Source organism: Streptomyces aculeolatus (genome assembly GCF_020400605.1).
Taxonomy (GTDB): domain Bacteria; phylum Actinomycetota; class Actinomycetes; order Streptomycetales; family Streptomycetaceae; genus Streptomyces; species Streptomyces aculeolatus.
The window spans coordinates 138,662-151,432 of record NZ_JAINRD010000020.1; the positions used below are offsets into that span (position 1 = coordinate 138,662).

Genomic DNA, 12,771 nt, shown 5'->3' on the forward strand with positions numbered 1-12,771 from the left:
CCTGCGATCCCCGTCTGTGGCCCTTTAAACATTCCGATAGGGGAGTTGTTGTGTTCCGGCTCCGATTCCTTGTGATTCCCGTGATAGCGGTTCTCCTGTCTGCGGCGTCGGTAGCGCCGCCGGCATCGCCAGCGGCCGGACGCGGGCTGGCCGTCGCCGATACGACGGTGGAGGACGCGCACAATCCGTTGGGTATTGACGAGCCCCGTCCCCGCTTGAGCTGGGTGTTGGAGTCCTCCGAGCGGGCGCAGTTGCAGAGTGCCCGTCGGCTCCAGGTGGCGTCCACGGCGGACCGGTTGACCCGCGGTCGGCCGGACGTGTGGGACTCCGGTTGGGTGACATCGTCGCAGTCGGTCAACGTCGCCTACGCGGGTCCGGCCCTGCAGTCCGGTGAACGGTATTTCTGGCGGGTTCAGGTAGCCGACGGTGACGGTGATCGCTCGGCGTGGAGCGATACGTCCTGGTGGGAGATGGGGTTGCTCGACGAGTCCGACTGGGAGGCCGAGTGGATCGGCGCCCCGGAAGGGCCCGCCAATCCGGCCGGGGCCTCCTGGATCTGGAATCCGGAGGGCGACCCGGCAAGCTCCGTGGCCGCCGGCACTCGCTACTTCCGCCGGACGTTGGAGTTGCCTGCACAACCGGTGAAGCGGGCAACGATGGTCCTGGCCGCTGACGATGCGTTCGTATTGCACGTCAACGGCACAGAGGCCGGACGCTCCCACTCGCGGGTTTTCGGCGGTCGCATGGCCATCGAGGCCGACCTCGCCGGCCTGCTTACCGCCGGATCCAACACTCTCGCGGTGTCGGCCCGCAACCGGTATGTCGGTCCGGCGGGCCTGGTAGCCAAACTCGAGGTCGAGCTGGCCGACGGCCGGCTCGTGGAGGTCATGACGGATGCGTCCTGGCGGGTATCGAGGCAGAACGAGCCGGGCTGGAACCAGCCCGGTTTCGACGACTCCGATTGGTCCGGCGCGCTTGAGGTCGCGGCCTACGGAGAAGGCCCGTGGCCGAACCAGGTCCGGCTTCGGCCGACTCATCCGCCGGCACCTCTGCTTCGCAAGGAGTTCGATGTCACCAAACCGGTCAGCCGAGCCCGGCTTTACGTCAGCGGGCTCGGATACGGCAATTACTTCCTCAACGGTGAGCGGATCGGCGACCGGGTCCTCGATCCGGCGTTCACCGACTACAACAGGCGGGTGCTGTACTCGACGTACGACGTGACCAGACAGCTCAGGTCCGGTGCCAATGCGGTCGGCGCCGAGCTGGGCCGAGGTCACCTCGGGTTCGTCGAACCGGCCGGGGGCGCGGATTTCGTCGACGACACCAAGATGCTGCTGCAACTGGAGGTCGAGTACGCCGACGGCACCACCCGGACGGTGGCCTCGGACGGGTCTTGGAGGGTGGCCGAGGGACCGACCGTCTACGACAACATCGCCACGGGCGAGACCTACGACGCCCGGCGGGAACTACCGGGTTGGGCAACGCCCGGCTACGAGGAGACAGACTGGTCGACCGCTGCGGTCCTCTCGCCGCCAGCGCCGATGGTGCGGGCGCAGTCGATGCCGCCGATCACGGCGACCGACATCGAGCCGGTGCGCATCACGGAGCCGAAACCCGGCGTCCACGTGTTCGACCTGGGACGAACCACAGCCGGTTGGGCCCGGCTGTCGGTCTCCGGTCGGGCCGGCACCGAGATCCGGATGCTCTATGGCGAGGAACTGAATGACGACGGGACGGTGCGGAACCTCGGACACCACGACCCGGACCGGAGCGATGCGGCGGGACAGCTCGACATCTACACCCTCAACGGCAAGGGCAGGGAGGTCTGGGAGCCCGGGTTCAGCTACACGGGTTTCCAGTACGTCCAGGTTGAGGGCCTACCCGAACCGCCCACCACCGACACCATCACGGGCCGGGAGGTGCACAACGCCGTCGACTCGGTGGGCGACTTCACGTCCTCCAACGGCCTGTACGGTCAGATCCACGACGCGATGCGCGCCACCATCCTCAACAACCTGCAGGGCATGCCGACCGACAGTCCGACATTCGAGAGGCGCGGCTGGTCCGGGGACGCGCACGTAGCGCTGCCGACGATGCTCTACAACTTCGACATGGCCGCCTTCTTCAAGAAGTGGCTGAACGACTTCGAGGACAACCAGGTCGATACCGCGCAGAACAGAAGTGACGACCACGAGCGGGGGCCCGGGCGGGTGACCGTCGTTGCTCCATGGCCGAACGACTTCCGCTCCACCAGCATCTCCGCTGCCTGGACCGGGGTGCTTCCCGCGATGGTGTGGTCTCTCTACACCAGCTACGGCGACCGCACCGTGCTCACCGAGCACTACGCGTTCCTCACCAGGTACATGGATTTCATGGAGACCCAGCTCGACAACGGGATCATGAGCGTCGAACAGTACGGCGATCACGCGTCACCGTTCGGGTCGAACCCCGAGGAGGATCGGCGACTCGTCGGCACCGCATACTTCTACAAGTCGGCCCGCGAGATGGAACACATCGCCACCACTCTGGATCGAACGGCCGACGCAACGCGCTACGGCACCCTGGCCGACGACATTCGGGATCGCTTCCACGATGCCTTTTTCGACCAGGAGCACGGCTACTACGACACCTTCGAAGGAATCGAGTACAAGCAGACCTCCAACGCCGTGGCGCTTGCCTTCGACATGGTCCCAGAGGCGCACGAGGCGTCGGTCGTCCAGAGCCTGGTCGATGACATCGAGGCGCGCGGGTGGCATCTCAACACCGGCATCCTGGGCACCAGTGTGCTGCTGCCCGTCCTCTCTGAGCACGGCCACCACGACGTTGCGCATCGTCTCGCAAGCCAGACCACCGAGCCCAGTTGGGGTCACTGGATCAGGAACGGAGCGACGACCATTCCGTCACGGTGGTCCATAGCTCCCGGTTCCAACAACCATTACATGCTGGGCACGGTTGACGAGTGGTTCTACAGCGACGTTGCCGGCATCTCACCGGATCCGTCAGGTCCCGGCTACGAGAGATTCGTCGTCAAGCCGCGTCCCGGTGAGCTCAGGCACGCCAATGCGACGTACAGGTCGATCCGCGGAGAGATCGGGGTCGCGTGGGAGCACGACGAGGACGCGTTTGAGCTGGCCGTCACCGTCCCCGTCAACTCCACCGCTACGGTCCATGTGCCCACTCGCGATAGCGACACCGTCACCGAAGGCGGCAGGCCGGCCGTCCGAGCCAAGGGCGTGACGTTCATCGGGACCCAGGGCGAGTACGCGGTCTACGAAGTCGGCTCGGGCACCTACCGATTCGCCTCGGAGGTGCGTAGGTAGACCGTCGTGTTGCCCGGCGGCAAGGGGCCCTGGGTTCACATCCCGCCGTCCCGGCTCCCCGAGGGATCCTGCCCGGAGACGTCCACCACGAAGTCCCGCGCCGGCCGCCGTGCCCCCGTACCGGCCAACTGAGACGGGAACTGAGACCCCCGCACCACGAAAGGGCGGACCCGATAGGGTCCGCCCTCTTCGTTTTTCCTGGTCAGAGACGTGGAGGCCGTGGCGGGAATCGAACCCGCGTTACTCGCTTTGCAGGCGAGCCCCTCAGCCACTCGGGCACACGGCCTTGGTGCTGATGACGAGCGTAGGCGGGGGAGGGGGCCCGCTCAATGCGCAGCGGGGGGATGTCACACGGTGGCAACGGCCCGTGCACACCGGTGACGTCATGGGGCGGGCGTGACGCGGGTGGGGCGTAGGACCAAGGGACCGGGGAGTACGCGACCTTCGACAGGGGCTCTTGTCGGTGTGGGGCCTTACCCTGCTGCTCATGGCCCCCCTCGAATCGCGCGACACCGACGTCGCTCCCGCCGGCGCCCCGCCCGCCCCCGAGGGCGTGCTGCGGCGGCCGTACCGGGCGCTCAGCATCGGGATCGTCACCGTCGTCCTGCTGATCGCGTTCGAGGCCACCGCCGTGGGTACCGCGATGCCCGTCGCCGCGCACGACCTGGACGGCATCGGGCTCTACGCCTACGCCTTCTCCGCCTTCTACACCACCGCGCTCTTCGCCATGGTCTTCTCCGGCCAGTGGTGCGACCGCAGCGGCCCGCTGCGGCCGCTGACCGCCGGCATCGGCACGTTCGCGGTCGGGCTGCTGATATCCGGCACCGCGCAGGCCATGTGGGCGTTCGTCGCCGGACGGGCGGTGCAGGGGCTCGGCGGCGGGCTGGTGATCGTCGCGTTGTACGTGACCGTGAGCCGGGCGTATCCGGAGCGGCTGCGGCCGTCGATCCTCGCCGCGTTCGCCGCGTCGTGGGTGGTGCCGTCCGTCGTGGGGCCGCTGGCGGCCGGGGGCGTCACCGAGCACCTGGGGTGGCGCTGGGTGTTCCTCGGCATACCGCCGCTCGTCGTCGTGCCGCTGGTCGTCGCCCTCCCCGCGATACGCCTGCGCGCCCGCGGCCCCGTCGACCCCGCCGCGCCGCCCGCCCTCGACCGGCGCCGCATCCGGCTCGCGCTGGCCATCGCCGCCGGCGGCGGGCTGCTCCAGTACGCGGGGCAGGACCTGCGCTGGCTCTCGCTGCTGCCGGCCCTCGTCGGCGCCGCGCTGCTGGTGCCGGCGGTGCGGGTGCTGCTGCCGCGCGGTACGTATGTGGCCGCCCGCGGGCTGCCCACCGTCGTGCTGATGCGCGGCATCGCCGCGGGGTCGTTCATCGCCGCGGAGAGCTTCGTGCCGCTGATGCTGGTGACCCAGCGCGGGCTGTCGGTGACCGAGGCGGGCATGTGTCTGGCGGTCGGCGGCGCGACCTGGGCGCTGGGCTCCTGGACGCAGGCGCGGCCCCGGCTGGACCCGTACCGGACGCGGCTCGTCCGCATCGGCATGCTGCTGGCGGCCACGGCGATCGCGACGGCGCCGCTGGTGCTGGTGGAGTCGCTGCCGGTGTGGATCGTCCCCGTCGAGTGGGCCTTCGGCTGCTACGGGATGGGCATGGTCATCTCCGGTACGAGCGTGCTGCTCCTGAAGCTCTCCGCCCCCGAGGAGGCCGGTACCAACTCCGCGGCCCTCCAGCTCTCCGACAGCCTCGCCAACGTCGTCCTCCTCGCCGTCGCCGGCGTGATCTTCGCCGCCCTCGGCGGCGCGGCCGTCGGCCACGGCGCCCTGGGCTCGGGCGGCGACGCCCGGCCGGGGGCGTTCGTCGCGGTCCTGCTGCCGATGGCGGCGGTGGCTCTGGTGGGCGCGGCGGTGGCAGGCAGGCTGCGTACGACGGAGGCGAAACCGGCGGCAAGTTGAGGCGTACGGGGACGAACCGGACGTGCCCCGGGCCCGGTTCGTGTGAGTCTCGTCTCGTCCGGTGAGCCGGGGGTGGCGCGCGGGGCACCGGTAGGCTGACTCGGTTGCCGCTGCGCGACCGGCCTCGGACGACCGGCCTCCGAGGACCAGCCACCGACGACCGACCCCACCCGGAGACCGTGAGCACCACCTCTCATCACCTCTCACCGGCCTTTCCCGGCCGTGCCCCCTGGGGCACCGCCGGCAAGCTGCGCGCCTGGCAGGAAGCGGCCATGGACCGCTATCTGCAGTCCCAGCCCCGCGACTTCCTCGCCGTCGCCACCCCCGGCGCCGGCAAAACGACCTTCGCGCTCACCCTCGCCTCCTGGCTGCTGCACCACCACGTCGTGCAGCAGATCACCGTCGTCGCGCCCACCGAGCACCTCAAGACCCAGTGGGCCGAAGCCGCCGCGCGCATCGGCATCCGCCTCGACCCCGAGTACAGCGCGGGGCCGGTCGGCAGGAACTACCACGGCGTCGCCGTCACCTACGCCGGCGTGGGCGTACGCCCCATGCTCCACCGCAACCGCTGCGAGCAGCGCAAGACGCTCGTCATCCTCGACGAGATCCACCACGCCGGCGACTCCCGCTCCTGGGGCGAGGCGTGCCTGGAGGCGTTCGAGCCCGCGACGCGGCGGCTCGCGCTCACCGGCACCCCGTTCCGCTCGGACACCAACCCCATCCCCTTCGTCGTCTACGAGGAGGGCAACGACGGCATCCGCCGCTCCTCCGCCGACTACACGTACGGCTATGGCAACGCCCTCGGCGACGGCGTCGTCCGCCCCGTCATCTTCCTCTCCTACAGCGGCAACATGCGCTGGCGCACCAAGGCCGGCGACGAGGTCGCCGCCCGCCTCGGCGAGCCGATGACGAAGGACGCCACCGCCCAGGCGTGGCGCACCGCCCTCGACCCCCGCGGCGACTGGATGCCCAACGTCCTCAGCGCCGCCGACCGCCGCCTCACCGAGATCCGCCGCGGCATCCCCGACGCCGGCGGCCTCGTCATCGCCGCCGACCAGGACTCGGCCCGCGCCTACGCCAAGCTCATCAAGGAGATCACCGGCCACCGTGCCACCGTCGTGCTCTCCGACGACACGGGCTCGTCGAAGCGCATCGACGAGTTCACGGAGTCCGAGGACCGCTGGATGGTCGCGGTGCGGATGGTGTCGGAGGGCGTGGACGTGCCGCGGCTCGCGGTCGGGGTGTACGCGACGACGATCTCGACGCCGCTGTTCTTCGCGCAGGCGGTGGGCCGGTTCGTACGGTCGCGAAGGCGCGGCGAGACCGCGTCGGTGTTCCTGCCGACGATCCCCGCGCTGCTCGGCTTCGCGCACGAGATGGAGGTCGAGCGCGACCACGTCCTCGACAAGCCGAAGCCGGACGGCGAGGAGGACCCGTACGCCGAGAGCGAGAAGGAACTCGCCGAGGCGGAGAAGCAGCAGGACGAGGAGACCGGCGACCAGGACGAACTGCCCTTCGAAGCGCTTGAATCGGACGCGGTCTTCGACCGGGTCGTCTACGAGGGCGCCGAGTTCGGCATGCAGGCCCACCCGGGCAGCGAGGAGGAGCAGGACTACCTCGGCATCCCCGGCCTGCTGGAGCCGGACCAGGTGCAGATGCTGCTCCAGAAGCGGCAGGCCCGCCAGATCGCGCACAGCAGGAAGAAGCCGGCGGAGGACGCGGACCTCCTGGAACTCCCCGCCGACCGGCGCCCGGTGGTCACCCACCGCGAGCTGATGGAGCTGCGCAAGGAGCTGAACTCCCTGGTCGGCGCGTACGTCCACCAGAGCGGCAAGCCGCACGGGGTGATCCACACCGAACTGCGCCGCGTCTGCGGCGGCCCGCCGAGCGCGGAGGCGACCCCGGGGCAGATCCGGCAGCGGATAGCCAAGGTGCGGGAGTGGGCCACGCGCATGAAGTGACGCCCGGGGGCGCGGGGCGCGTCCTAGCCGCGGAGGCGGTCCAGTTCGGCCCCGGTGCGGTACAGCTCCACGAGCAGCGGGCGCAGCGCCTTCCCGGCAGGGGTGAGGGTGTAGCGCGTACGGACCGGAAAGCCCGGGAGCCGCTCCTGTACGACGAGCCCGCGGTCGCGCAGCGCGGACAGCCGCTCGGTGAGCACCTTCGGGCTGACTCCCGGCAGCCCGGCGCGCAGAGCGCCGAACGAATGCGGGCCGCGCATCAGTTCGCGCAGCACCAGCGTCGTCCAGCGGCCGGCGACCGCGGTGAGCGCGATCTCCACCGGGCACTCCGGCTCGGGCCGACGGGTGCGCCCGGCGGCGGTCGGCATCAGCTCCTCGTCCCAGGTCTCGCGGTCCCCGCCGTGGGTTTCCGTTTGGTGAGCCACGCCGCGCTCGGCTTGGCTGCGTCCATGACCCGTCACCCGCATCCCGGCCACGCCGACCCCCTCCGCCCGTACGAGGCCGAGCAGCTCCCGCACGCCTTCGCCGCCGCGTTCAACTCCGGCAGCCCCGACACCCTCTCCCGGATCTACGCCGACGACGCCGTCTTCGTTCCCCGCCCCGGCACGAGTGTCTCGGGGGAAGGGCTGGTGGCGGCCAACACCGAGTTCCAGGCGCTGGGCGTGCCGATTCGGGTCGAGCCGCGGCACGTGTACGTCACCGGAGACACCGCGCTGCTCGTCGTCGACTGGGTCCTCGACGGGCTCGGGCAGGACCGGGAGCACGTACACATCGAGGGCGCCGCCACCGACGTGGCCCGCAGAGGAGCGGACGGGCTGTGGCGGTATGTGATCGACAACCCCTTCGGTACGGCGGCCGCGGCGTGACGGGCCCGCCGGGCTAGGCTGACCCATGCCCCCTTCCGACGGCAAGTACGACGTGAAGCGCGAACTCAAGCAGTTCTACGCGCCGAAGAACACCGACTGGGCGCTCGTCGACGTACCGTCGCAGCGCTTCCTCGCCGTGGACGGCAAGGGCGATCCCAACACGAGCGCCTCCTACACCGAGGCGGTCGAGGCGCTGTACTCGGTCGCGTACACGGCGAAGTTCGCCAGCAAGCGCACCCTGGGCCGGGACTTCGTCGTCGGACCGCTCGAAGGGCTGTGGTGGGCGGACCGCCCGGAGGTGTTCGTGACGCGGGACAAGTCCGCGTGGCAGTGGCGCATGCTGATCAGCCTGCCGGAGTGGATCACGGACGACCTCGTCGAGGAGGCGAGGCGGGCGGCGTCGGCGAAGAAGGGCGCCGCCGCCCTGCCCGCGCTGCCCCTGCTCCGCGTCGAAACGCTGCACGAGGGCACCAGCGCCCAGCTCCTGCACGTGGGCCCGTACGACGACGAGGGGCCGGCGCTGGCCAGGCTCCACGACGAGTACCTGGCCGCGAACGGCCTCCGGATGACCGGCCACCACCACGAGGTCTACCTCAGCGACCCGCGGCGAGCCCGGCCGGAGAAGCTGAAGACCGTGCTCAGGCAGCCCGTCCTACGGGCGGAGTGACGCCGGACCGCTGCCCGCCCCGGCCGGAGGACTCCGCGCTCTCGGAGCGCAGGACGGCGGTGGTCCGGCCGGTGACCGGGTCGTGCTCCAGGACGACGTAGCGGCCGAGGACGGCGAGCGCGACGACGCAGGCGCCCATCTCCAGGCCCTCCTCGACGATGGTGCCGAGCATGAGCGTGAGGCTGTGGTCGTTCTTGTGCGCCCAGCCGTTGAACGCCTCGACGACCAGCGCACCCCCCAGATACACGCCGAGCGCCCCCAGCAGCCCGTACCGCAGATCCCGCGGCAGCCGCCGCGCCCACACCACGGCCACCACGACGCCCGCGACGGCGAGGATCGCCCCCGGCAGCACCCAGGCGTGCGAGGGCAGCGCGACCCCGGCGGTGTCCTTCCACGCCTTGCCGACCTCGCCGAGCCGCTCGTGGAGGGAGACGGTCTCGTCGACGCTGAGGAGCGCGGTGGCCGCGGAGAAACCGAGCCACGACAGCCGCCCGGGGCGGGCGTCACGCCCGCTGAGCAGCGCGGCGGCGAGGGCGACGCCGGCGACGGCGAGGAGGAGGGTGCTGTTCCACCAGGTGGCTATGTTCGCTTCGAGGTCGACGTTGACCATGCGGCGGACGCCGGGTATCGGCTCGAAGGCGTTGAAGCCGCGGGTGAGGAGATCGGCGGCGAGGACGAGGACGGTGATGCCCCCGGCACCCCAGAGGACCCAGCGGCGGCCGGGGGGAGGGGCGGCTTCGACGGACGAGGAGGCGGAGGCGTTGGCGGAGGCGGGGGCTTCAGAGGCTCCTGCGGTGGCTTCTTCGTCTTCCTCGGCGGCTTCCCCTGCGGTTTCGGAGTCTGCGACGGATCCGGCGTCTTCGGCGTCTTCTGCGACTTCGGAGTCCTCGGCGGATCCGGCATCCGGGCGGACGCCTTCGCGGGCCCCGCCGGGCCCGTCACCCCCGTCGGCTTCGGCGTCAGCCTTGGTCTTGGACACGGAATCGGCGGTTCGGCCGCCGGTGCCGTCCGCGTCCGGCTGGTGTATCTCAAGGTCGGTCATAAGCGCGGAGATTAACGGCACCGGACGGGGGTGAAGTGCCCGGGGTGCCCTTGTATGAAGCAGTTCTCACGTCTCCTTCATCCATGAGGGGAACCCGCCCCCGCCGAGGGAAAATCCGGCAAGGAGGCCGAAAGCCCGCTTCATCAGCACGTTCCGCGGCCCGGCGGGCACGTGGAGGAGCGGCCGCGGTGAGCGGTCGGATGAGCCGGTCGGTCAGCGCATGGCGCGCGCCGCGATCCGCGGCGACAGCAGCGACTCGGGGCGGCGGTTGAGTGACAGCACCGCGAAGAACGCCTCGCACACCACCGGGTCGGTGTTGGCCGCGGCCACCACCCGTGACATGTAGCGCTGCTGCATCCTGCCGAGTCGCCCCGGCTTCGGCCCGTCCGTGTCCGGGTAGCGGGAATCCTCGCCCGTGGCGATCGCCCAGGCGTGCCGCGCGCACTTCGCCACGGCCTTCTGCAGATCCGGTGCGCGTGCAGGGACCTCCGCCGGCCCGAGCGCCGCGATCCGGTCGGCGATGGCCTGCGCCTGCGTGGCCGCGACCGTCATCCCGTGCCCGTAGACCGGGTTGAAGCGGCACAGGGCGTCACCGACCACCAGCAGCCCCCGGGGCCAGTGCTTCGCCCGCTCGAAGTGCGTCCACTCGTTCGCCGTCGCCCGGAAGGCGACCGCGTCCGACAACGGCTCCAGGCCCGTGAGCGCCTCCGCCAGCTCGTCGGTGCGCAGCGAGGCGGCGAAGGCGAGCCAGTCCTTCTCCTCGATCTGCGGCCGGTGCTCACCCTGCCCGATCAGCGTGACCAGCCAGCGCCCGCCTTCGATCGGCACGATCACCCCGCCGCGCGGCACATCCGGGGTGGCCTGCACGTACATGGCCTTCCAGGGGCCTTCGGCGGCCGGGCGCCTGTAGTAGCGGGACGAGTAGCCGAGGTGCGCGTCGAACCGCTCCGTGGCCGGCGCGGCGTGACCGAGTTCGGTCAGCCAGCGGGCGACGCGGGAACTGCGGCCGGTGGCGACGACCACCAGGTCGGCGTGGACCGTGGACTCCTGGCCGCCGTTGCCGCGCTCGCGCAGCCGTACGCCGGACACCGCGGCCGCCCCGTCCCGCCCCGGCACCAGGGCGGTCACCTCGTGACGGGGCATCCATGCGATCGCGGGATGGTCGCCGACCCTGCGCCGCAGGGTCGACTCCAGCAGTTCACGCGAGGCGGAGAGGTAGTGCGCTCCCGGGACGTCGGCGAACCACCGGGCCGGAGAGAGCCAGCGCATCTGATCAGGGGCGCGGACGACGGTCGCCCCGGCGGCTTCGAGGTCGGTGACGGCCCCCGGTAAGAGCGCGTCCACCGCGGCCTGCCCGCGGGACCACAGGATGTGCACATGCCTCGACTGCGGCACCCCGGACCGGAACGCGGGCGTGCCGTCGGCGAACGCATCCCGCTCGACCACCGTCACCCGCTCGAAGCGACTGGCCAGCACGTGAGCGGCGAGCAGACCGGAGACTCCGGCTCCCACCACCACCGCATGGCGCGCCGAGTCGGTCGCCACGTCGCACTCCCTTGCCCTCGCGGACTGCGTTCCGCTTCATCATCCCGCACGCGAAAGGCGATCGACAGGGCGCGTTTGCCGGAGCCGGCGCCCCCGTACCCCTCCGTCGCGCCGCCATCTCAGTGAATCCGCGACCCGCTCAGGTGCCCGGGGCTGCCGTGAAACCGTAAATCAGTGAATATGCCTGTATTCGGCCCCTCGGACGTCGGGCCCTCACGAGTTGTGGAGCTGAGATGAGGCGTATCCGCCTGGCCGTCGTGGGCGCGGCCGCAATTGCACTGATCACCACCGCGAGCGCATGTTCCGGCAGCGACGGCGACTCCGCCGCCTCGACACCGTCGACCAAGGCGTCGGCCAAAGCCTCCGCCAAGGCGACCGGCGTGGCGCAATCAAGCGACCAGGCCACGGTCAAGACCGCCTCCGCCGACAAGCTCGGCACCATCCTTGTCGACGAACAGGGCCGGACCCTCTACCTCTTCGAAAAGGACACGTCGACCAAGTCGACCTGCGACGGCGCCTGCGCCAAAGCGTGGCCCCCGCTCCTCACCACCGGGAAGCCCAAGACCGACGGGTCCGCCCAGTCCAAGCTGATCGACACGTCGAAGCGCTCCGACGGCAAGACCCAGGTCACGTACAACGGCCACCCCCTCTACCGCTACCAGGGCGACTCCAAGCCCGGCGACACCAACGGCCAGGGCCTCGACCAGTTCGGCGCCAAGTGGTTCGTCCTCGACGCCGACGGCAAAGAGGTCGAGACCGGCGGCGACTCGGGCGGGTCGGGCTACTAGTCACCGTCCGACAGCCTCAGCCCGAGTCACGGACGATCGACATGCCGCCTGCAACCGGCCCCCGGTCCCACCGCCGTCCGTCCCCGGCACACGGCGCCTTCTTCGCTCTCGGCGTCGTGTTGCCGGTGGCCACGGCGGTGGCGATCTGGCTGGTCGGTGACCACCACACCCCCGAGTACACGACGAGCCTCTTCGGCGAGGAAGGCGAGGCCGCCGTCACCCTCAAGGCCCGCCTCGGCACAGCACTCTTGGGCCTCGCCGTCCTCCAACTCCTCCTCGCCCTGTGGATGTACGGGCGCATCCCCGGCCTCACCGCCGCCTCCCGCCCCGTCCGCATCACCCACCGCGTCCTCGGCTGGGGCGCCTTCGTCCTGTCCGTCCCCATCGCCTACCACTGCGTCCGCACCTACGGCGTGGAGACCACCGACACCCGCGTCCACCTGCACTCGATCGCCGGCTGCGCGCTGTACGGAGCCTTCGTCGCGAAGGTCCTCGTCGTACGCAGCCGCCGCCTCCCCGGCTGGCTGCTCCCCGCCGCGGGCGGCGCGCTGTTCGTGGCCATCGGGCTGCTCTGGTACTCGGCGGCGCTGTGGGCCCTCAACGACTACAGCGTTCCCGGCCTCTAGGTCTGTGACGGGGC

General features: G+C 70.8%; 10 protein-coding genes and 1 tRNA gene. 7 read left to right on the plus strand and 4 right to left on the minus strand.

All coding sequences use genetic code 11. The annotated features are described in order from the left end of the window. The first annotated feature begins 80 nt into the window (after positions 1-80). A complete protein-coding gene (locus LG396_RS28135; protein ID WP_504968454.1) occupies positions 81-3,320 on the plus strand; it encodes a family 78 glycoside hydrolase catalytic domain in 3,240 nt (1,079 codons plus the stop codon). Positions 3,321-3,531: 211 nt separating this feature from the next. Here the strand turns inward: LG396_RS28135 and LG396_RS28140 are convergent. Then, positions 3,532-3,606 (minus strand) — tRNA-Cys (locus LG396_RS28140). 201 nt (positions 3,607-3,807) lie between these two features. Between LG396_RS28140 and LG396_RS28145 the strand changes: the two genes are divergently transcribed. Continuing rightward, positions 3,808-5,265 carry an MFS transporter gene (locus tag LG396_RS28145; protein ID WP_026275990.1) on the plus strand — a complete coding sequence of 486 codons (1,458 nt, stop codon included), beginning with the start codon at positions 3,808-3,810 and terminating at the stop codon, positions 5,263-5,265. A gap of 179 nt (positions 5,266-5,444) precedes the next feature. Next, positions 5,445-7,226, plus strand: a complete 1,782-nt coding sequence (locus tag LG396_RS28150) for a DEAD/DEAH box helicase (RefSeq protein WP_037753014.1) — start codon at positions 5,445-5,447, stop codon at positions 7,224-7,226. Between the two features lie 23 nt (positions 7,227-7,249). Here LG396_RS28150 and LG396_RS28155 read toward each other — a convergent pair whose 3' ends face one another. Next, the gene (locus LG396_RS28155) at positions 7,250-7,648 is read right to left on the minus strand and encodes a winged helix-turn-helix transcriptional regulator (RefSeq protein ID WP_225796913.1); all 399 of its coding nucleotides are present in this window, start codon (positions 7,646-7,648) and stop codon (positions 7,250-7,252) included. Positions 7,649-7,672: 24 nt separating this feature from the next. Here LG396_RS28155 and LG396_RS28160 point away from each other — a divergent pair, with 24 nt between their 5' ends. Together LG396_RS28160 and LG396_RS28165 are read left to right on the plus strand one after the other, a co-directional pair. Next, complete coding sequence (locus LG396_RS28160; protein ID WP_225796914.1) at positions 7,673-8,089, plus strand: YybH family protein; 417 nt, start codon at positions 7,673-7,675, stop codon at positions 8,087-8,089. A gap of 25 nt (positions 8,090-8,114) precedes the next feature. Beyond that, positions 8,115-8,756 carry a GyrI-like domain-containing protein gene (locus LG396_RS28165; RefSeq protein ID WP_225796915.1) on the plus strand — a complete coding sequence of 214 codons (642 nt, stop codon included), beginning with the start codon at positions 8,115-8,117 and terminating at the stop codon, positions 8,754-8,756. On the opposite strand, the gene LG396_RS28170 is transcribed toward LG396_RS28165, so the two are convergent. Continuing rightward, the gene (locus tag LG396_RS28170; RefSeq protein ID WP_225796916.1) at positions 8,728-9,798 is read right to left on the minus strand and encodes a DUF8692 domain-containing protein; all 1,071 of its coding nucleotides are present in this window, start codon (positions 9,796-9,798) and stop codon (positions 8,728-8,730) included. The two genes, LG396_RS28165 and LG396_RS28170, sit on opposite strands and share 29 nt — an antisense overlap. Positions 9,799-10,011: 213 nt before the next feature. Next, entirely contained in the window at positions 10,012-11,343 is a 1,332-nt protein-coding gene (locus LG396_RS28175) for an FAD-dependent oxidoreductase (RefSeq protein WP_225796917.1), read from the minus strand. A gap of 233 nt (positions 11,344-11,576) precedes the next feature. Here LG396_RS28175 and LG396_RS28180 point away from each other — a divergent pair, with 233 nt between their 5' ends. Beyond that, positions 11,577-12,131: a COG4315 family predicted lipoprotein gene (locus tag LG396_RS28180; RefSeq protein WP_225796918.1), complete on the plus strand. Its 555-nt coding sequence runs from the start codon at positions 11,577-11,579 to the stop codon at positions 12,129-12,131. Positions 12,132-12,172: 41 nt separating this feature from the next. After that, entirely contained in the window at positions 12,173-12,757 is a 585-nt protein-coding gene (locus tag LG396_RS28185; RefSeq protein WP_037752999.1) for a DUF6529 family protein, read from the plus strand. Positions 12,758-12,771: the final 14 nt, after the last annotated feature.